Raw genomic sequence first — 20,593 nt, forward strand, 5'->3', positions numbered from 1 at the left:
GTGTTGCATCCATCGGTTGAACTCACAGCGAAAAGCGGACGTAATAGGTTTTTCTAGCAGATGGCGCTTTTGCTAAGAGACTCTCTTGAAGTCTTCACCTGGCAAAGTCTCTTCATGCACAAAGCCAACAAGCACATGAAACCTAATTTCTGCTGAGAACGAACGGCGGAAGATAGCAATTCGAATCTCCTCACCGTGACACCCCCAAAAATCCTGCTGCATCTCAGGAGCTGGAGTCCAGAAAGATTTTGCCCCCTCACAACGATAATTGCTCCCAGATTAGTTTGGTTACAGTAAATCATACTGACTTCGCTTATGTATTTAAGTATTTTTCATAAATATTAGTGACTTAGATAGGTGAAGAATTTAGTGTTAACCCTGCGGATATAGAAGTATTATTTTAAGATTAATCTACTTGCGTCATAACTTATAACCAAATTAAGGCAAAGGTTATTGCTCATGGAATTATGGATATTCATAGCGGCAATTTATCTGATTTATTTATTGTTTTTCAAAAAGAAAAAACACAAATCAGGCAATTCAAATTCCTATTAAGCCGAAAAAGAGTCTCCCAGAACGTGGAAAACGGGTAACAAAAACAGTGGGAATAATGTGGTAAACGATGACAGTGACGACGATGCGCTTGCAACATTTACGCTGACAACGGGACGGACTGTGGAGTACCGGATCTCTGCTACTCCACGACAGGCTAGTTCCAAGAAAAGCGGCGTTCTCGCTCAGTGGATACTGCCGGGTAATGAGATCTCTGTAGGTGGGCTCGTCATTGCTGGCGGGTTCCTGTATTTCGGCCAACGGATGAATCCTCCGGGGCAAAGCCTCAGTGGAAATTATAATGATGGGAGTGAAGCATCACTGATTGATGCCACGCTAAAGACTCAGCATGTTTCCTATGATTACGAAGACGGTTCTCTGGGTTACTGGCCGCAATATTGCTCCCTTACTCCAGAGTCTCGCGGCGCATATCTCAGTTGGCTGGCAAGTGACCGATGTGATGCATCATGCCCTGTAGGATATGTGTTTATCTACCTCTATGGGTTGGAGAGAAGGGCCCTTGTGGACAGCAGAGATGAAAATATATCCGATGCTGAATTTAGCTCGCTGTTTTCTGAGGTTGAACGGCTTAGGTCGGTATTCTTTGAAAACCGCTCCTTCCGTCACTACTCATCGCAGTTGCTGGAAGCCATGTCTATCTTGCGGCCGGAGACTGAACTCCCTACCGCTTCTGGCAACGAGGCTGGATTGAGTAACGGCATGATGTTTAAGCTCTCACTTGCACAAGCGGTAGAAGCAGGAATACCCGTGTCAGCCGATGTGGCGCTTACGTGGGTGACACATCATGCGGAATACGCGATACGTACCCCTGCCCGTCGTTGTGCGAGAGAGTTTGCGATGCTTTTCAAGCGGCGATACACCCTCAAATTTAGGGACGGGATGGTCGTTAAGCCGAATAAAACACGACTGCGGCTTGATTACGCGCCCGCCAGCCCAAGCCTGCGCGGTGTACGTCTCCCGGTTGCCGATCTCCCTGATCCAAGTTCCTTAAAAGGTCCCATTCAGAAAATTGTGACACTGGCAGAGGTGTGTACAGAAGACCTGGATGCTTACAGTCGTTATCTGGGCAGGAAAGATACTTCTGAAAACGACACTGCAGCGATTATGTTACTGCCAGCAGAAATCATCAACGAAAGCGCAGGCAAAGTATTAAGTGCATTCAGGAACTGGGCTGATGGCGTCATTGCGGGTCAAGCAGGTTTAACCTCGGTTGCCGATTTCTGGGAGCATATGGGGGCGGGTATCCCAGCAAAGTTAAATAAAAAAGAAATCGATCTGATGCAGGCCTTTGCCGCAAAAATGGGATATCGGATGGCACCTGATCCGTTTTATCACCATGTGAAGTCTGAAGTCGGCGGTGTGCTGGTGTTATATGCAGCAGGAGACGGACACCGCATCTCTCCGACACCGGCATTCACTTCAGCCGTCATGATGCTGCGGCTGGGGGCGATTGTGGCCATGATCGATAACAACATAGAGCAGTCAGAACGGACCGTGCTGGAAAACGCTATCGATCATAATCGGGACTTTAACGAAGATGAAAGGCGCTCCCTGCATGCCTATCTGAGCTGGCAGCTTCACACGCCGGCTAATATGACGGGAATGAAAAACAGGCTGGCGTTACTGAATCCTGCTGAAAAGGCAGCCGTCGGCCAGTTTATCGTGAGCGTTGCCTGTTCGGATGGACGCATCGAGGCCGCTGAAATCAAACAGCTGGAAAAAATTTATTCGGGGCTGGGACTCGATCCCGCCACGCTATCCGGCATCATCCATCAGCATTCGACGAACGAACAGCCCTCAGCACAGGTCTTCACACATAAAACTCCTGCTCCACAGGAGTTTACCCTTGATGCTAGGGTGCTGGCCCGACATGAATCGGCTACGGATGACGTGCGCAAACTACTCAGCACGATTTTTACAGAAGACGAATTAGAGCCGCGCGAGGGCGCAACCCCTCCAGAGCCACAGACGGCAGGACTGGACCTCGCTCACAGTCAGCTTTACGAAAAGCTGAGAGAAAAAGAACAGTGGTCCCGCAAAGAAGCGACCGATCTCTGTGGGCAGTTTGGCCTGATGCTGGGCGGAGCGCTTGAAGTGATTAATGACTGGTCGTTTGCAATGGTCGATGCGCCAGTACTGGACGATGCAGAAGATGATATCTGGGTAGACCTTGAAATTGCCGAAGAATTAGAGGAAGTGTAAATGTCTGGAGCACGTATAAGAACCAGAGAGCGTGATGCCATTATTCAGTCACTGAAATCAGGTGTGACGCCAAGAATTGGCATCCAGCATATTCAGGTTGGACGCATGAATGAAATTACAGCGCTCCATCAGGATATTGAGAGGGTCGCCGACGGTGGTGCCAGCTTCAGGCTGATCATCGGCGAATATGGTTCGGGAAAAACCTTCTTTATGAGCGTTGTGCGATCCATTGCACTGGAGAAAAAACTGGTCACTGTCAGTGCCGACCTCTCCCCTGACAGACGTATTCATTCTTCGGGGGGACAAGCGCGTAATCTTTACTCTGAGTTGATGAAAAATATGTCAACCCGGAATAAGCCGGATGGGAACGCGCTTCTGAGTGTAGTGGAGCGTTTCGTCACGGAGGCAAGGAAAGAGGCGGATGCTGACAGCTCTGCCGTTTCTACGGTGATCCACAGACGTCTGGAAGCGCTGACTGAGATGGTGGGTGGATATGATTTTGCAAAAGTCATTGAGGCTTTCTGGCGCGGGCATGAACAGGATAATGAGGCGCTGAAATCCAATGCCATTCGCTGGCTGCGGGGTGAATACACCACGAAAACAGATGCCCGAAACGATCTGGACGTCCGTACTATTATTTCAGACGCCTCATTCTATGATGCGCTTAAGCTGATGAGTCTCTTCGTCCGCCAGGCGGGCTATGCCGGACTTCTGGTCAGCCTGGATGAGATGGTGAATCTCTATAAGCTGAACAATACGCAGGCGAGAACGGCAAATTATGAGCAAATCCTGCGGATCCTGAATGACTGCCTGCAGGGCTCCGCTGAAAACCTTGGATTTATCCTCGGTGGCACACCCGAATTCCTGTTTGACCCGCGCAAGGGCCTTTACAGTTATGAAGCGCTTCAGTCTCGCCTGGCTGAAAATCGGTTTGCACAACGTTCTGGTGTCATCGATTACTCCTCTCCAGCACTGCATCTCGCAAGCCTGACGCCTGAAGAGCTCTACATACTGCTAAAAAATCTCCGTCACGTATACGCTGGTGGGGATACGGATAAATATCTCGTTTCGGATGATGCGCTCACCGGTTTTCTTCACCACTGCAGTAACACTATCGGGGATGCTTACTTCCGGACCCCCCGCAATACTATCAAGGGGTTTCTGGATATGCTGGCCATTCTGGAGCAAAACCGTTCGATGAACTGGCAGTCGTTAATCTCAGGCGTTGCTATCGAGGATGACAGACCAAGCGACATGGATGACGCCGTTTCTGACGACGAAGAAGATAATGACGGCCTGGCAAGCTTCAGGTTATGAGTCGCGCTTATGACAGCCTCGATCCCCGGGTTCAGAAATGGGTCTACCGGCAGGGCTGGCCGGCTTTAAGACCCCTGCAGGAGAGCTCAATTCCTGCCGTCTTAGCAGGTGACCGCGACGTACTGATCAGTGCCGGTACAGCTGCGGGTAAAACAGAGGCGTTTTTTCTGCCAGCCTGCTCTGCAACGGCTGATGTTACCGGCGGGTTTGGCATCGTCTATATCAGCCCGCTTAAAGCCCTGATCAACGACCAGTATCGTCGTCTGGAAAGTCTGGGCGAGGCGCTGGGTATGAAGGTGACGCCCTGGCACGGCGATGTTCCTCAGAGTAAAAAACAGAAAGCCCGGGCCAATCCTTCCGGCATCCTTCTCATTACGCCTGAGTCGCTTGAGTCTTTGCTCATTAACTCATCGGGCTGGCTTAAGCAGGCATTTTCATCCGTTGCCTATGTGGTCATTGACGAGTTTCACGCGTTCATTGGCACAGATCGCGGCATGCAGCTATTGTCTCTGCTGAACAGAATTGAACATGTGCTCGGTCGCCACGATAATCCGGTTCCCCGGGTCGCGCTGAGCGCCACACTTGGCGAACTGGAGAAAGTGCCTGAACAGTTGCGCCCGGACAGGCAGCTGGAGTGCATAACGATAACGGACAACAGCAGTTCGGCCATGCTTCAGGTGCAGGTTAAAGGCTATCTGGAACCGGTTAACATCAAGGGCGAAGAGATAAAGGCGCCGGCTGAAGAGCGCGTATGTGCGGACATCTTCAGGCTCTGCCGTGGTGATTCTCATCTGGTCTTCGCCAACAGCCGAAAGCGTACGGAGAGCATTGCTGCCACGCTTAGCGACATGTGCGAGGAAAAGGTCGTCCCCAATGAGTTCTTTCCCCACCACGGCTCTCTCGCCAGAGAACTTCGCGAGACGCTGGAAAAACGATTACAGCGAGGAGATTTGCCCACTACAGCTATTTGTACCATGACGCTGGAATTGGGTATCGACATCGGTAAGGTGCAGTCAGTTATTCAGGTTACCCCTCCTCAATCTGTCTCAAGCCTGCGTCAGCGCATGGGACGTTCAGGGCGGCGTGGAACTCCGTCGGTACTGCGAATGCTCATTACAGAACGCGAACTCACAGCAACAAGTGGCATGATAGACCACCTGAGGCTGCAGCTGGTTCAATCGATGGCAATGATCAGACTCACTATCTCGCAGCAATGGTTCGAACCAGCGGATACTTCTCAGAAACACTACTCGACGCTGCTGCATCAAATTCTCGCTATCACCGCGCAGTGGGGTGGGGTTCGGGCGGATCAGCTCTGGTTACAGCTCTGTCAAAAAGGTCCGTTCCGGAATATCGATTTATCCGCTTTCAAAATACTGCTCAAACACATGGTTGCGTGCGGGCTGCTCACGCAGCTGGCGAGCGGAGAGGTCGTTGTAGGCGCTGAGGGCGAGAAACTTACCAACCACTATACGTTTTATGCCGTATTCAATACGCCGGAAGAGTTTCGCATAGTCACAGGCAGCCGGATTCTTGGCACACTTCCGGTAGACTCACCCCTTTTGCCAGGGCAGCACATCATCTTTGGTGGGCTTCGCTGGAAGGTGACCGAAATTGATGCAGAGAAAAAGGTCATTTACGTCGAATCAACCAAAGGTGGCCAGCCACCGCTGTTCAGCGGTGGAGGCATGTCTGTGCACGATGTTGTTCGCCAGGAAATGCTTGCGATATACATGGAAGGGGATTACCGCATAGCGATTGGTGACCAGAGGGTGGACTATGCCGATGCCGCAGCAAGATCGCTGTTTAAAGAGGGCCTTAACTACTTTCAGCGTTACCAACTACAAGATGCTCACTTTATCACCTTGGGACCGCACTGTTGCGTGCTCCCCTGGATGGGGGACAAAGTCGTCAATACGATCACAGCATTGCTCGTGCGATTCGGCTTTAAAGTCAGTTCATTTGCCGGTGTGATTGAGGCTGAAGACGCAAGCGTGGCATCGGTCAGGCACGCGCTTAAACATATGATGAACTCGGGCCTGCCCACCGAGGCTGAACTCGCCGCAGACGTTCCGGAGAAGTACCTGGAAAAATATGATGAATTCCTTCCAGATTCACTGCTTGCAAGCGGTTACGGAGCAAAGGCGTATGATGTTGAGGGCACTCGTCGCTGGCTTCAAGACAATCTTAAGTAATCTGCTTACGTTTGCTGTAAGTAGAGCCGTTAAGCTTTCATCGAACTCACAGAAGCGGCGCTTCGGGCCTGACTACTGTGGCTGATTGTGAATGATTAGTGTTGCTGCAAATTAGGTCTGCTTTGAGCGAAGTATAGTCATTCGCACCCTGAGAATTACACTTTGAAGTGATTCAGGGTATGCGCTTACTGGTTACGAATATTGAGCGAGAATCATGCGATGATCGCCGCTTTTCTTTCGAGCCAGTAGGTGCTCCACGTTCGCTAACGAATACTCAGGGCATGCAGATAAACTGCTGGCTATATTTCTTTCGAAGAGCGTGGAATGCATACCAATCCCCGATGAAGAGGAGTTGGTGATGACCGCGACTAATCAGTTTGCTGCACATGTTGGTCTGGACTGGGCAGATAAAAAACACGATGTCTGTGTTCAGTTTAAAAACGGTGAACGCGTATTCCATGTGATTGAACATACACCAGAAGCGCTTGATGTCTGGCTTACCGGGTTACACCAGAAAGTAAAAGGCAGAATCGCCATAGCTCTCGAGCTGAAGAAGGGCCCCGTGGTATATGCTCTTCAAAAATATCCCTTTATCACCGTTTTCCCCGTCCACGCTTTGTCCCTGGCTCGTTACCGGCAAGCCTTCTCGCCCAGCGACGCTAAAGATGACCCGCAGGATGCAGAGCTGGCATTAGAGTTAATGCTGCGTTATCCCCAAAAGATAAAAGCTATTGAACCCGACAATGCGGATATTCGCTTACTTCAGCAACTGGTTGAGCAACGTCGTCAACTGGTTGAAGATAAACGCCGTTTTGTGAACCGTATAATCAACACGCTTAAACAGTATTATCCTCAGCCCCTGGAGTGGTTCTCACATCGGGGGAGCTTACTGTTGTGTGAACTGATTATACGATGGCCCAGTCTGCAACAACTGAAGCAAGCCAGGCGCGACACGATCCGCAACTTTCTGAATGCCAAAGGTGGTCGCGCAGTGGCCCTTACCGAGCAGCGTGTTTTGAGTATTGATAACGCGATCCCATTGACGACAGACCCGAGTGTTATAGAGGCTAATGCTTTGATGGCAACAGCACTGGCGACACAAATTAAAGTCGTGAGTGAAATCATCAAAACCTATGACGAACGAATCGAAACGCTGTTTGACACGTTGCCAGATGCGGGGCTGTTCAAATCACTTCCGGGCATGGGGCCTTGTATGGGCCCACGAATGCTTGCTGCGCTTGGTGATAACCGCGACCGGTTTAATAGCGCTGAAGAAATTCAAAACTACGCAGGTATTGCACCGGTGACAGAAAGAAGTGGTCAGAAATCCTGGGTTCACTGGAGATGGCAGTGTGCCAGGTTCGTCAGGCAGACCTTAGTTGAATGGGCTGCCAAAACGGTAACTCATCATACTGGGCCAAGCTGTATTATCAGGGACTGCGAGAAAAAGGAAAATCTCATCAGTCTGCAATCCGTGCTCTTGCCTTCAAATGGATAAGGATCATTTACCGCTGCTGGAAGACCAGAACCCAGTACGATGAAGCGAAGTATTTGCTGGCTCTCGCAGCGCGACACTCGCCCTTACTGAAGCCATAAAAGCTTGTCGAATGTCTCAGGGCGTGAAGCGGACTTTTTAGTCTGATAAATTCAAGAACATCCCATATGGCATGCCGCAAATAAAAGATGCAATTGACTGGCGTTAGCAGGTAACGAAAGACTGAACCTTATCAGTCTACTATTGTATTTTCGACACATCAGCTTTAGCTCATTTAACCGCATCATCAGCAAAGTATTGATTACCAGTTAAATAGTCAATTACAAGTCCTCCTGCAAGACTTGCAATACAGGATGCTGTCGCTAAGGCAGAGATCCACTCAAGTTCATATCTGCCTGTTGATAAAACAATTGCTAAATCCGGAACGAAGGTAGCATTTAACTCATTAAGTTCATCATCATCCACTTCATGTACATCAATCTTCTGGCGGCTATCTGGAAGCTCACCGGGATCCGCCAGTTCCTTGGGGCGCTTGAGACGAACATGGCGTGGTATAACTGGGTGATCATGGGCACCGTCATCTCCGCCCAGCTGGTTGCGCTTTTTGCCACGGACAGGGCGTCATTTATTGCTGAGGTCTTTCTTCTGGGCGCCTTCTTTGTACAGCTCGGAATCGATGCAAACCACATGACAGCCGCCTGCGGATGGGATTGATTAGATCCGCTGCGGCGGCAGCCATGGCGACCGGACGTCCTGAAGACCGCGAAATGCGGCACTTTTGTCATACACGCCGTTTAATAAGGCAGGGCGGACAGTAAAGCCCGATAGGTCAGACCGTTTACAGACCGGAATGCCACATCTGCAGGATGAACCGGCCCGCGATGTTAAAAGCAGAAGGCGTGAATAAACATCAGGCCGTGCTGAACTCAAATATCAGTACTGTACGCAAAGCGGCAGTAATGAATGACATCCGTCAGACAATAACGGGGCAATTTCCGTCAGCAGTAAGTCTTCTGCATTTTTATTGTGTCTGATAAGGCTGTGGTAGCTATAAATAATATTGACGATGTCGGCCTCTTCAGGGTCACCCTGCGTTTCTACGGTTGCTGAAATGAGGCTTTTCAGCAGGAACAGCTCAGACAGCATCAGCGCTAAATTAGCAAAAGGCCTCCTGCCATTTTTCAGCGGGAAGAAATCCTCATAAAACCGGTACTGAACGTAATTAATCAGCATGTGAGGATATTGCTCCAGCCAGACGATCGTTTTTTCACGCCATATTATGTCCAGCTGCTGCATGTGTGAGGGTAGATCTACGCTGTTAGGGTCATTACCGTGAAGTGCAGATAATCGTTGAGTATAGCGGCGTAAAACTGACGCTCCTCTGCCTTCACTGTTTCTTGTCAGGAAGTTTTGCAGCTGAGACAGCAGGGCGGATGTAAAGTGATAATCCGCGGACACACGCTTTATTTCGTGCTTTATGCCGCCGTTTTCAATATCCGAAATTATGCTTTCGTAGTAGCTTAATAAATTATCTGTGAGGGTAGCATCTTTTTTAGCTCCCTCCCGGAACATCAGAAGCTTCAGGACAGTATAAAATCCTTCGTTAATATGGCGTCCGCTATGAACCATGATGTTGGTACACATCAGATTGAGCAGGCGATCTTCCTGCATAATATCCGGTGCATCAATTGGCTGAGGGCTTAGCTTGATTCTTTCACTGTAAAGCATCGCATCCGGAGTGGTCAGGAGTATTTTTGCGGCCTCAGGACATGATAACGTCAGGTTAGATCTTATTTCATATTTATAGCTTGCATACGTGCGCGGATAGATCGCGCAGGTAGTGCTAAGCGCCTTTTCTCCGAGGGATTTATGTACCCTGCACAGGCGCTCCTCGTCAAGAAAGGCGCAGCTTCCATCGTTATTTAACTTAATCTTACCCCAGTTTCCTTCGCTCTCTTTCGTAGTGATAATATTATCTGATGCGATATTACGGATCTCAATTTCATCGCTTTGCTGATAGCGCTCGACGGTCACTTTATCGAGTGCAATGTCCCAGCCTTTACAGCAGTGATCGGGACACGCACCGCCCACACAGCGAAACGCGGAGAAAAAAGACGGCTCAACAATAACTATTTCATTCATGAGGAAGAGTCTCTGAAAAGAGCAATAAAAATAAATCACGTATCTGATAAGAATACGAAATTGAAATTTTTTAATTACTGCAGTTTTTATTTTATTGTCCGGAGTCTTTTTCCGGAACCAACGGACACCGCCGCCGCCAGTAATATAATCACCCCCCCGTACCAGGTGGTGGTTAAGGAAAAGTGATCCAGTAATGAGCCACCCAGTGAGGCACCGAGCATGATTGCCAGCTGGATAAAGGCAACCATAAGCCCCCCTCCGGCCTCGGGATTATCTGCGACACCCTTTGATAGCCATAATGCCCACACGACGGAAATGCTGGCATTCACAATGCCCCATAACAGGAGTACCAGCGCGGTTGGCCATAAGTGGCGCCCGGTAAATAAGAGTAAAAGCGTTACCGCGGAGAGTGTTAATGGCAACGCGGCCAAGGTCAGGTACAGATGTTTCCCGATCAGCCTGCTTGCACAGTAAGTACCGATAAAGCCCGCCAGTCCAAGCCCCAGAAGAAGCAATGACAGCTGGGTGTTATCTGCGTGAGTGACGTTTTCAAGAAAGGGTCTTAAATACGTAAAGGTGGTAAACGCCCCCATGTACGAAAGCGTCACCGCAAGCATGGCGAAGGCAATGTTGCGCCTTTTTAATAGCGTCAGTACTTTAGTGCTCTGACGTGAGCTATCTGGCTTTATTGACGGGAGTTTTCGCCACAGCCAGATAAGATTCAAAATGACAAAGGGAACAAGGGCCCAGAAGACACCTCTCCAACCGATGATCCCCCCTAAATAACTTCCCAGCGGAGCAGCAAGTGCGGCAGCCAGAGCGTTTCCCATGTAAAGCATACCCAGAGCTTTCGGGACAAATTCATCAGGAACCATCCTCATAACGGTTGCAGTGGCCAGCGCCCAGAAGCCGCCAACGGTGATACCTAACAGCGCCCGTGCCGCGATAAGGATCAGGAAGTTTGATGCAGAAGCAATCAGGATCAAGGAGCAGAGCATTACCGCACACAGGCTCGTTAATACCGCCCGGCGGTCAAACCGTGCCGCAAAAGAAGGAATTATCAGGCTGGTTATGACAGCAAACAGTCCTGATACTGAAATGGCCTGCCCGGCCATACCCTGCGTAGCGTGCATGTCGGACGCAATCGGCGTTAACAGACTGACCGGAAGGAATTCGGAAGCAATCAGCAGAGCCACGCACATTGACATGGCGGCAACGGCACTTCTTGCCTGTGAGGTGACTGCTATGTCTTCAGACGCTGTGGAGGTCATGCTGATCCTTTAAAATACCAGGCCCGGGTGCTGATGGCAGATCGGATTGCCTGACGGGTATAAAATAGTCGCACTGAACCACCGTCGACGCCGGGTTATCCCAGAAAGATTCACTGGTATAGTAGCGCTCGATGTCATTTCCCTTTCTTCGTATCAGTCCTGAACCAGGAAAGTCATTCTGGTAAACGGATTCTGCGAACTTTGTAAAACTGGCAGGCGTTCCAGCGAAGCTGTATTGTGCAAAATACCCTTCGGACGAATAAATGAGGTTCTGGGGCGCTTTAGGATTCAGGAGTTTTCTTTCCTCAACAGCCGTTGTGTATAGTATTTTACTGATGTCGTTGTGTGCCTGATGTAAATTGTAATGGTGAACGCCATAAATAACCGGCGGGCGCATTTTCCTGTTTCTTCCCAGTTTCATTCTGAAACATTCCAGATGATTTAATCTGGTTAACTCAGCGCTTCCAACTTTAAAATCACAAATAACCGTTCGCCCCTTAAAGACTTTCTCAGGCAACGAAATGATATTGAATTTCTTTTTAATCGTCCTTGCTGGGGATAGCATTCCTCTGCAGTCCCATTCTTCAGATCGGCGGTAGTCAGCCGGCGTTGATCTGTAGTGAGAAAAAAAGGTACGTGTGAAAGCAGACTGCGAGCTGTAATTGTAGCGTTCTGCAATATCGCCCACGCTCAGGTTAGTCAGCTTGAGCTCAATAGCAGCTTTTGTCAGCCTCCGGAAACGGATGTAGGAGCCGATGGTATACCCGGATAATTCGCGAAACAGCCTCTGGAGGTGAAATTTTGAATAGCCCGATTTGTTAGCAACTTCCTCAATGCCGAGTTTTTCCCCGAGATGATGTTCAATCCATTCCTGCAGGTCATGGATTATATTTAGTCTGTCCACAGATCCTCTCCGGAATTCAACTGTCTGCATTAAAAAAACGTTCTGGCATGCATTTTCATGGGTACATTTTATGGGATCGGCGAACTCTTTTTTTTGGTTGAATAACTGTAGCGCCAGAACAGATTATGCCGTATAGACAGAATACAGTTTTGTCTATAGTGAGGAGATTCTTGCCCAAACTGATTGAATGGCTGAGCGTTAAAAAATTATCACAGGGTAACCTGTACGTTATTACACAGTGAAATTCTCCACCTGTCAGGTATTGTGATGCAGAGAAAAGAACTTTCATCGTGAAGGACTTTTGAACAGGAAAGCGCTTTTATTGGCTGCCTGATCCCGTTCAGAGAGGAATATCTGAGGCGCCGGACTGCCGGTTATTTAATATCATCTTCTCCGAATGAGGGGAACGGCATCCGGCGTGCCTCTACGACGGATTTGCTACAAATGCTGTGCCATACGCATTTTCTTTATGTCTCTGAGAGGAGGATCGCCGAATTCGCGGGTGTATTCCCTGCTGAACTGAGAGGCACTTTCGTAGCCCACACTCATAGCGGCACTGCTTGCGTCCAGATGACGGTTTAACATCTGCTGCCGGGCCTCCTGAAGGCGAAGCTTTTTCTGAAACTGGAGTGGGCTCATTCCCGTCACGCTTCTGAAGTGCTGTCTGAACGTTGAGGGGCTCATCGAAGCCATTGTGGCCAGTTCATTCATGCTCATCGGCCGAATAAAATTCTGCTTCAGCCATGCAACCACGCGTGAAATTTGCTGGCTGGGTGAACCGGTCACCGCAAGCTGCCTTAGCCGGTTTCCGTGCTCGCTCACGAGCAGTCTGAGGATAATTTCCTGCTGGATCAGCGGCGCCACGTGCGGGATAAGCTGGGGCTCGTCAAGGAGCATTACCATCTTTGTCAGGGTATCGGCCAGCCCTTTATCCAGGGCCATCACCGCCATAGGATTTGCGTAGATCCGTCCCGGCGCACGCGCAGCAGGGACCTGCTCGGCCAGTTGATTAACCATCCTCGGATCAATTTTAATCATCATGCCAACGAACGGCTCTGATGGCGATGCTTCTGTGACGTGTGAAACGACGGGCAAATCTATCGTTGTTAAAAGCGTTTCGCCCCCGCCATACCGGGTCGTTGTATCTTCAAGGATCAGCTGTTTTTTTCCCTGAATTACCACGCCCAGGCCCATTTCATAAATACAGTGCAGAGGTTCCGTGGGTTTACTGCGGGTGTGCAGCGACAGCTGAGGAATAACGGTCGGGAAGTCTCCATCAGTTTGAGCAAAGTTTCGTATGGAATCGTAAAGGGACTTGATGGCAGATTCTTTTGTTCTTAAGGCCGGATTTTGCATAACAACTGCCTTATTACCGTAAGAGGCGAATTAAATAAAATTAACACGCAAGTATTCATAATTCCACGGTCGGTGAAATAAATCGTTTTAGGCAATCATTGCGTTAAATAGGACAAGAACATCCCCTGCTTCAGGTCAATAATGAATGTTAACTGTTAATTTAATTCCAAGAGGCATCTATGCCCGGCCTGTTTTCTCCTTTTACGTTAAAAGACGTCACGCTCAGAAATCGTATTGTGGTATCACCAATGTGCCAGTACCAGTCAACTGATGGATATGTTAACGACTGGCATATGTCGCATTATGCCATGCTGGCTAAAGGCGGTTCCGGACTGGTGATCCTCGAGGCTACTGCAGTTACCCAGGAAGGTCGGATTACTCCCGGAGATCTGGGACTATGGAGTAATAATCATACGGAAGGGATGTCGGCTGTCGCTTCATCCATCAAAAGAGCGGGGGCGGTGCCTGGCATCCAGCTGGGACATGCGGGCCGCAAAGCTGGCTGTACGCCTCCATGGCTGGGAGGAAAACCTCTGGATAACGATGATCTGGATTCCTGGACACCCGTTGGCCCCAGTGCGGTCCCTTTTTTTCCTGCAAGTGATTATGTTCCACGTGAGATGTCTCTGAAAGATATTACACGTGTCCGGCAGGATTTTACTGATGCTGCCAGGCGCGCGCGCGATGCGGAATTTAAATGGCTTGAACTGCATTTTGCTCACGGATTTCTTGTTCAGAGCTTCCTTTCCTCAGAATCAAATTTACGTTCAGACCAGTATGGAGGCCCTCTGGAAAACCGGGCACGCTTCATGTTGGAAATTATTGAAGATGTCAAAAAAGTCTGGCCGGACGATCTGCCGCTTACTGTACGACTCGGCGCAGTTGAATTTAATAAAGATCCCGAGTCATCTTTCATGGAAAGGTTAAAAGTAGCTGAATGGTTAAAAAAAGCGGGTACAGACCTCATTGATGTTGGGCTCGCTTTAACAACCCCCTCAGAAACCGTGCCGTGGGCACCCGGTTTTATGGTGCCCTACGCTCAACGGTTACGGCATGAAGTAAACCTGCCGGTAGGCACAAGCTGGTTGATCACTGATGCCCGGGCAGCAGATCAGTTTATTCAGGATGAAAAAACCGATCTGGTCTATCTGGCAAGGGCGCTGCTCGCTAACCCGCACTGGCCTTATAAAGCTGCATCCGAACTCAGCATCAGTATGCCAGAGGCCGTTTTGCCGACCCCTTACTCTTACTGGCTACAGAACTGGTCAGCCTGATGAAGTCAGGACAAATAACGGAATAACCGGTTTTGTGATCAGCAGGTAAGTGCTCGCATGGTAGTTATCAGCATGCTTCATCTGCCCTGCAGCGCTGAGTGCCCATTTTATTAACATTGCAATTAATCTTCAGCTGGTAACTGCCTGATGATTTGGACAGGGCCATCAAAGCCTCTGTCCCGCAGTATTGACTCAGACACTATCCACCACAAAGGAGACATGATGAAAACCGAAAACAATACCGGCCGCGTAGCCGTGATCACCGGCGCGTCATCAGGCATTGGTGAAGCTATCGCCAGAGCGCTTGTTGCTGATGGTCATCGCGTAGCCCTCCTGGCCCGCCGCACGGATCGCACCGAAGTGCTGGTCAGAGAGCTGGGTAATCGTGCTATTGCTATAAAGGCAGACGTAACGGATCGGGACAGTGTTGTTGCGGCAGCGGAACGCGTCAGTGAAATTTTTGGTCCGGCAGATATCCTGATCAACAACGCAGGGGTGATGCTGACCGGACCGTTTGATTCCACTCAGCGTGATGAGCACAGGTTAATGGTTGATACGAACCTGCTTGGGGCTATGACCGTGACTGAAGTATTTCTCGATCAGCTGCGCAGCAGTGGCCACGGCGACCTCATCAATATTTCGTCTGTTGCAGGTCGTGTGGCAGCGGCCGGCTTTGCCGCCTATTCGGCAACAAAATTTGCCGTCAATGGATGGTCAGAAGCATTACGTCTGGAGCTTCAGCCTGATATCAGGGTAACCGTTATTGAGCCCGGAGCCGTACGTACGGAGCTGACGAGTCATATCACCAATGCCGACAGCAAAAAGCTGATGCAGGAGTCGCTGGACTGGGCAATCCTTCCGGAAGACATCGCAGACGTGATTGCTTTCGCGATAAGCCGCCCTCCGCGTATGACGTTAAATGAAATCCTTATCCGTCCTACGGTTCAAAAACATTAACTGACGTCAGAGATAACCTGAACGGATCCATTCGGGTTATCTCTGCCAGCATACAATTCAGGAGTTTCTGAATGACGATGTTATTTAACGAAGCTGTGCGTTTACGGCATTCTGCCCGGGCATTTCTCCCGAAACGTGTTGAAGACTCCGTCCTTACTGACGTGCTGAATGACGCGCAGTGCGCGCCCTCCAATTGTAATACGCAGCCATGGCTGGTGCATATTGTATCGGGGCAGGCAAAAAGTGAGCTGAGTCAGGCGATGATCCGGGAGGCTGATAGTGAGAATTTCACACCGGACTTTACGTTTGATACAGCAGCCTTCCATGGCGTGTACGGAGAGCGCCGCGCTCATCAGGGTAAAACCTATTATGAGGCAATGGGTATCGCCCGGGATGATAAGCAGGGGCGGGACGTCGCAGTTCAAAATAATCTGCGCTTTTTTGGGGCTCCACATGCCGCATTTTTATTCATGCCATCCATCGGTGACAACGTGCGGGTGGCATCGGATCTCGGTATGTATGCTCAGAACTTTTTACTCTCTCTGACTGCTCATGGACTCGCCGGCGTTCCTCAGACCATCCTGGGCTTTTTCGCTGATACCGTCAGACATCAACTCAGGATCGCACCTGATAACCGTCTACTTTTTGGTATTTCATTTGGCTATGAGGATCCTGAGGGTGAAAGTCACAAATACAAAATGGGCAGGGCGGCATTAAGCGACAGCGTCGTATTTCACGAATAGCTTTCCGGATCTTCATTATTTTTAAACGACAGCCTTTGTTGCTTAACCAGGGCTGTTTTCAATAAGCATGCATCATCTGGTTATGGTTAATCTCGCTGGCAGGCTGCAGAGCCAGATACGTTATAAACATAAGAATAAATAATACAAATATTTAATTATCCCCACCGTTCACCCGTCCGTATGGAATATAAATGTGGGCATCTCGTTAAGTTATTAAATTTCCGGGAATGCCTTAATAACTGCCTGTGTCAGGAGCAATATTATGGCTCGTACGTATCCATTGCAGCTCACAATTAATGGTAAGAATCGTGTGTTCAAGGTTGATCCGCGAACGACTCTCCTGGATGTTCTGAGAGAGTCGACTGAAATGAGAGGGACAAAAAAAGGGTGTGACTTTGGCCAGTGCGGCGCATGTACTGTGCATGTTGAAGGGGCCCGTGTTGTCAGCTGTCTGACGCTGGCTCTTCAGGCTGGCGGAAAATCGGTAACAACCATTGAGGGGATTGCTCAGCCAGACGGAACACTGCACGCGGTTCAGAAAGCATTTTTACAGTTTGACGCCTTTCAGTGCGGCTACTGTACGCCCGGACAGATTATGTCCGCGGTGGCCTGTATAAAAGAGGGGCACGCGGGAAGTGACGATGAGATCCGTGAGTATATGAGCGGAAATATCTGCCGCTGCGGTGCCTATCCGCACATTGTTTCCGCGGTCAGGGAGGCAGCAAAAAGTCTGTCCAGCGCGGAGGAACAGGCATGAATGATTTTGAATATCTTCGCGCAGAAAGCCTGCAGAATGCCTCGGGAGAACAGTCCCGGGACGGATCGCGGTTTCTGGCAGGGGGGACAACTCAGGTTGACCTGATGAAATGTGGCGTTGAAAAACCAGCCCGGCTGATTGACATCACTTTTTTGCCAGGACTGTCTGACATTACAGTCACCCCTCACCTCATCCGTATTGGCGCGCTCGCTAAAATGAGTCAGGTAGCCGCTCACCCGGGAATTAAACGCTCGGCGCCGGTCCTGTCAGAAAGCTTATGGCGGGCCGCTTCAGCACAACTGAGAAACATGGCTACCATCGGCGGAAATTTGATGCAGCGCACCCGCTGCACGTATTTTCGCGATCCCGTTGCCTATTCCGCCTGCAACAAGCGCACCCCCGGCTCCGGATGTGCTGCGATCCACGGAAATAACCGCAATCATGCCGTCCTTGGCATCAGCGACAGTTGTATAGCCATTTATCCCGGTGATTTTGCGGTCGCGCTTACGGCTTTTGATGCAAGGATCGTGTTACAGGATCCGGATGGGCAGATCCGCAGAGTCAACATCCGCGAATTTTACCTGCTACCCGGCGAAAGCCCTCATCTGGAGCATGATCTGAAGCCCGGTGAGCTGATCACCGCAGTCGAAATCCCCGTTGTTCCTGCGCTTATCCATTCGCATTACCTCAAAGTTCGCGATCGCGCTTCTTATGAGTTTGCTGCGGCCAGCGCGGCGGTAGGCGTGGAACTAGAAGCGGATGGCAAAACGGTACGTGATGTACGCATTGCGATGGGGGGGATCGGGACAGTGCCCTGGCGCGCAACAGACGTCGAAAATCAGCTCAAAGGTAAAGCGTTTGATGAAGAAACGCTGCGTCTCATCACCGCGGTTGTGAGCCAGGGTGCCAGATCAAGCGGGCATAATGACTTTAAGATAACACTGGCTCCTCGCGTCGCCACGCGTGCGCTTTTAACTGCAGGGGGAATATCATGAGCAGTGAAAAACCAACAAACAGCTCTCGCCGTGCGTTACTGAAAGCCGGTGCGGTAATCGGTGCCATCAGCGGTGCCGGGCTGAAGCTGAAGCCCGCTGGCGCCGCTCCGCCGGTTCCGGTTGCGCCGCTTTCCCGCGAGGTAAAGTATCAGGCGCTGGGCGTCGGACGCGAGCGCGCGGATGGCATGCTGAAAATTCAGGGAGGGGCGCGCTACGCCATCGAACATAACCAGGACAATATGGTTTACGGTGTTATCGTGCAGTCAACGATAGCCAGCGGCACCATCTCCGGTATCGACAGCACCGAAGCGTCAAATTATCCAGGCGTGCTGGCCGTTTATTCTCATCAGGACAATTTAAAACTGAACCCCGCCAAAGTTTTTCTCAAAGGCGGCGCCGCCACCGAAGCATTTACGCCGATTCAGGACAACAAGGTCAAATTTAACGGGCAACACATTGCTATCGTTATTGCAGAAACCTTTGAACAGGCGACACATGCCGCAAGCCTCGTGCGGGTAACGTACCAGCCCACGGAAGCCATCCTGCAGCCGGAAGATACGCGGACAAAACCACAGCCCATTGATGCGCTGAACGTGGAGTGGGGGAATGCTCATCAGGCAATGGACGCGGCGGCGGTGGTGGTCAGGAGCACTTATACGACGCCACGTAACTATAATGCGCCTATCGAACCACACGCATGCATTGCCTCATGGAAAGACGATGAGATGACCGTCTGGGAACCTACGCAGTGGGTCGGCGGCGCGCGCCAGGTCGTCTCCGAATGGATGGGCATCAGCATCGAAAAGGTGAGGATTATTTCCCCCTTCACCGGCGGAGGATTCGGGTCGAAGGTCTCTCCTCACGCTCACGTTGCGCTTGCGTGCCTTGCCTCACGGGAACTGGGGCGCCCAGTAAAAGTATCACTTACGCGTCAGCAGACGTTCAGTGGGTATGGAGGCAGGCCCCGTACTCATCAGGAGCTTTCTCTGGGAGCCCGTGCCGACGGCACCCTGGTCTCCATCGTTCATAAGGGCTGGAACGAAACTTCGATAGATGACGTTCACCTTGAACCGACCAACAGCGTAACGCCGATAATGTATGCCTGTGATAACGTCTGGGCGCGTCACAGTATTATCCCGGTCAACACGGTGAATCCCGGCTGGATGCGCGCACCGGGTGAAAATCCCAGCACGTTCGCGCTGGAAGTCGCCATGGATGAACTCGCTTATGAGCTAAACATGGATCCGCTGGAGCTGCGCATGCGCAACTGGGCAGATCATGACCACAAAATGAAAAAGCCCTGGAGCACACGCCGTCTCCGCGAGGCATACAGGGCGGGCGCTGAGGCTTTCGGATGGAGCGCGCGCACGCCCGCACCGGGATCCATGCGCCGGGGCCGTGAATTAATTGGCTGGGGAATGGCTGCCGGGACATACCCGATACTCCGCTCGCCGGCTGAAGCGCGCGTCATCATTTATCGCAACGGTCAGATAGACGTTGAAAGTGGCGGCGTCGATATTGGCACCGGAACTTACACTATTCTGGCGCAGACGGTTGCAGAAGTACTCGGCGTATCCTCCCGGCAGATCAACGTCCGGCTTGGCGATACCTCGCTTCCCCGTTCTCCCCTTGCCGGCGGTTCACAGCTGGCCAACGTGTTAACAGGCGCGGTTCATAAGACCGCCAGTGCACTCAAAGAGCGGCTGATAACCCTGGCGATAGCGCTGCCATCCTCACCTTTTTATCAGTCAGAACGCAGCGCTGTCTCTGTAAGTGATGGTCAGGTCTACCTGCAGAGGCGGCCTGGTAACGGCATTACTTTTGCAAGGCTGCTTGAGTTAGCAGACAGAGATTTTGTTGACGCGAAGGAGAACACCTACAAGCCGGGCGCGTCTGAACAGGATCGCTACGATGCTGCGCATACGTTTACTCAGATCCAGATGCCGGATGCTTTTGAAACCTCTTCACACAGCTGGAGCGCGCAGTTTGTGGAAGTTGCCGTTGATGAAGATTTCGGCACGGTAAGAGTCAAAAGGATGGTGGGCGCCTTTGACAGCGGGCGCGTCTATAATCCCCGCCTTGCTGAAAGTCAGTGGATTGGTGGCATGGTTATGGGGCTGGGCCAGGCCCTGCTGGAAGAAGGCATGCTTGATCCCCGGGATGGACGCGTTACCAATGCCAGCTTCGCGGATTATGTGGTCTCGGTGAATGCGGACGTGCCGGACATTAAGGCCATCAGCGTGGGTATACCGGATCTTCAGGCCAGTGCGCTTGGCGGTAAAGCCGTCGGAGAGCTGGGAATTGTTGGCGTTGCCGCGGCTATCAGTAATGCCGTGTTTCATGCAACCGGTAAGCGAGTACGCGATTTGCCCGTCACGCTGGATAAACTGATCTGATCCGCTAAAGATGAAG

Annotated in this window: 14 protein-coding genes and 2 pseudogenes; 11 read left to right on the forward strand and 5 right to left on the reverse strand. The window is 50.8% G+C overall.

Translation table 11 applies throughout. The features are described 5' to 3' along the window. Positions 1–459: 459 nt before the first annotated feature. The 4 genes and pseudogenes from HX773_RS19920 to HX773_RS19935 all read left to right on the forward strand — a co-directional run bounded on the left by HX773_RS19920 (position 460) and on the right by HX773_RS19935 (position 7,883). Positions 460–2,775: pseudogene (locus tag HX773_RS19920) on the forward strand (TerB N-terminal domain-containing protein). Then, positions 2,776–4,092 (forward strand): ATP-binding protein, encoded by a 1,317-nt coding sequence (locus tag HX773_RS19925; protein ID WP_176972973.1) that lies wholly within the window; start codon positions 2,776–2,778, stop codon positions 4,090–4,092. Next, positions 4,089–6,287 (forward strand): DEAD/DEAH box helicase, encoded by a 2,199-nt coding sequence (locus tag HX773_RS19930; RefSeq protein WP_176972974.1) that lies wholly within the window; start codon positions 4,089–4,091, stop codon positions 6,285–6,287. Before HX773_RS19925 ends, HX773_RS19930 begins: the two co-directional genes overlap by 4 nt. A 358-nt stretch (positions 6,288–6,645) precedes the next feature. After that, positions 6,646–7,883: pseudogene (locus tag HX773_RS19935) on the forward strand (IS110 family transposase). A 169-nt stretch (positions 7,884–8,052) separates the two neighbouring features. Here HX773_RS19935 and HX773_RS19940 read toward each other — a convergent pair. Next, positions 8,053–8,247: a hypothetical protein gene (locus HX773_RS19940; protein ID WP_255433273.1), complete on the reverse strand. Its 195-nt coding sequence runs from the start codon at positions 8,245–8,247 to the stop codon at positions 8,053–8,055. A 3-nt stretch (positions 8,248–8,250) separates the two neighbouring features. On the opposite strand from HX773_RS19940, the gene HX773_RS19945 reads away from it, so the two are divergent. Continuing rightward, entirely contained in the window at positions 8,251–8,496 is a 246-nt protein-coding gene (locus tag HX773_RS19945) for a hypothetical protein (protein ID WP_176972975.1), read from the forward strand. A 219-nt stretch (positions 8,497–8,715) separates the two neighbouring features. On the opposite strand, the gene fliB is transcribed toward HX773_RS19945, so the two are convergent. From fliB to HX773_RS19965, 4 genes are all read right to left on the reverse strand, one after another. Beyond that, complete coding sequence (gene fliB, locus HX773_RS19950; protein ID WP_176972976.1) at positions 8,716–9,924, reverse strand: flagellin lysine-N-methylase; 1,209 nt, start codon at positions 9,922–9,924, stop codon at positions 8,716–8,718. An 86-nt stretch (positions 9,925–10,010) separates the two neighbouring features. Next, complete coding sequence (locus tag HX773_RS19955; protein WP_176972977.1) at positions 10,011–11,195, reverse strand: MFS transporter; 1,185 nt, start codon at positions 11,193–11,195, stop codon at positions 10,011–10,013. Continuing rightward, entirely contained in the window at positions 11,176–12,099 is a 924-nt protein-coding gene (locus HX773_RS19960) for a helix-turn-helix domain-containing protein (RefSeq protein ID WP_176972978.1), read from the reverse strand. The genes HX773_RS19955 and HX773_RS19960 overlap by 20 nt, the downstream gene beginning before the upstream one ends. A 438-nt stretch (positions 12,100–12,537) precedes the next feature. Next, positions 12,538–13,455: an AraC family transcriptional regulator gene (locus HX773_RS19965; protein ID WP_176972979.1), complete on the reverse strand. Its 918-nt coding sequence runs from the start codon at positions 13,453–13,455 to the stop codon at positions 12,538–12,540. A 179-nt stretch (positions 13,456–13,634) separates the two neighbouring features. On the opposite strand from HX773_RS19965, the gene HX773_RS19970 reads away from it, so the two are divergent. The 6 genes from HX773_RS19970 (at position 13,635) to HX773_RS19995 (ending at position 20,577) form a co-directional block, all read left to right on the forward strand. Then, a complete protein-coding gene (locus HX773_RS19970; protein ID WP_176972980.1) occupies positions 13,635–14,729 on the forward strand; it encodes an NADH:flavin oxidoreductase/NADH oxidase in 1,095 nt (364 codons plus the stop codon). A 222-nt stretch (positions 14,730–14,951) separates the two neighbouring features. Further along, entirely contained in the window at positions 14,952–15,686 is a 735-nt protein-coding gene (locus tag HX773_RS19975; RefSeq protein WP_176972981.1) for an SDR family oxidoreductase, read from the forward strand. A 71-nt stretch (positions 15,687–15,757) separates the two neighbouring features. After that, positions 15,758–16,429, forward strand: coding sequence for a nitroreductase (locus HX773_RS19980; protein ID WP_176972982.1), 672 nt, complete (start codon positions 15,758–15,760; stop codon positions 16,427–16,429). Between the two features lie 262 nt (positions 16,430–16,691). Beyond that, entirely contained in the window at positions 16,692–17,186 is a 495-nt protein-coding gene (locus HX773_RS19985) for a (2Fe-2S)-binding protein (RefSeq protein ID WP_176972983.1), read from the forward strand. Beyond that, positions 17,183–18,181: a xanthine dehydrogenase family protein subunit M gene (locus HX773_RS19990; RefSeq protein WP_176972984.1), complete on the forward strand. Its 999-nt coding sequence runs from the start codon at positions 17,183–17,185 to the stop codon at positions 18,179–18,181. The genes HX773_RS19985 and HX773_RS19990 overlap by 4 nt, the downstream gene beginning before the upstream one ends. Then, positions 18,178–20,577, forward strand: coding sequence for a xanthine dehydrogenase family protein molybdopterin-binding subunit (locus HX773_RS19995; RefSeq protein ID WP_176972985.1), 2,400 nt, complete (start codon positions 18,178–18,180; stop codon positions 20,575–20,577). Before HX773_RS19990 ends, HX773_RS19995 begins: the two co-directional genes overlap by 4 nt. The last annotated feature ends 16 nt before the right edge of the window (positions 20,578–20,593 follow it).

Origin of the sequence: Pantoea sp. B9002, assembly GCF_013385945.1 — a bacterium.
GTDB lineage: Bacteria > Pseudomonadota > Gammaproteobacteria > Enterobacterales > Enterobacteriaceae > Pantoea.

Excerpts from the sequence above, each read along its gene's own strand:
- HX773_RS19965 (WP_176972979.1), bottom strand. The coding sequence starts at position 13,455 with ATGCAAAATCCGGCCTTAAGAACAAAAGAATCTGCCATCAAGTCCCTT.
- HX773_RS19995 (WP_176972985.1), top strand. The coding sequence starts at position 18,178 with ATGAGCAGTGAAAAACCAACAAACAGCTCTCGCCGTGCGTTACTGAAA.
- HX773_RS19990 (WP_176972984.1), top strand. The coding sequence starts at position 17,183 with ATGAATGATTTTGAATATCTTCGCGCAGAAAGCCTGCAGAATGCCTCG.
- HX773_RS19985 (WP_176972983.1), top strand. The coding sequence starts at position 16,692 with ATGGCTCGTACGTATCCATTGCAGCTCACAATTAATGGTAAGAATCGT.
- HX773_RS19975 (WP_176972981.1), top strand. The coding sequence starts at position 14,952 with ATGAAAACCGAAAACAATACCGGCCGCGTAGCCGTGATCACCGGCGCG.
- HX773_RS19930 (WP_176972974.1), top strand. The coding sequence starts at position 4,089 with ATGAGTCGCGCTTATGACAGCCTCGATCCCCGGGTTCAGAAATGGGTC.
- HX773_RS19955 (WP_176972977.1), bottom strand. The coding sequence starts at position 11,195 with ATGACCTCCACAGCGTCTGAAGACATAGCAGTCACCTCACAGGCAAGA.
- HX773_RS19925 (WP_176972973.1), top strand. The coding sequence starts at position 2,776 with ATGTCTGGAGCACGTATAAGAACCAGAGAGCGTGATGCCATTATTCAG.
- fliB (WP_176972976.1), bottom strand. The coding sequence starts at position 9,924 with ATGAATGAAATAGTTATTGTTGAGCCGTCTTTTTTCTCCGCGTTTCGC.
- HX773_RS19980 (WP_176972982.1), top strand. The coding sequence starts at position 15,758 with ATGACGATGTTATTTAACGAAGCTGTGCGTTTACGGCATTCTGCCCGG.
- HX773_RS19970 (WP_176972980.1), top strand. The coding sequence starts at position 13,635 with ATGCCCGGCCTGTTTTCTCCTTTTACGTTAAAAGACGTCACGCTCAGA.
- HX773_RS19945 (WP_176972975.1), top strand. The coding sequence starts at position 8,251 with ATGTACATCAATCTTCTGGCGGCTATCTGGAAGCTCACCGGGATCCGC.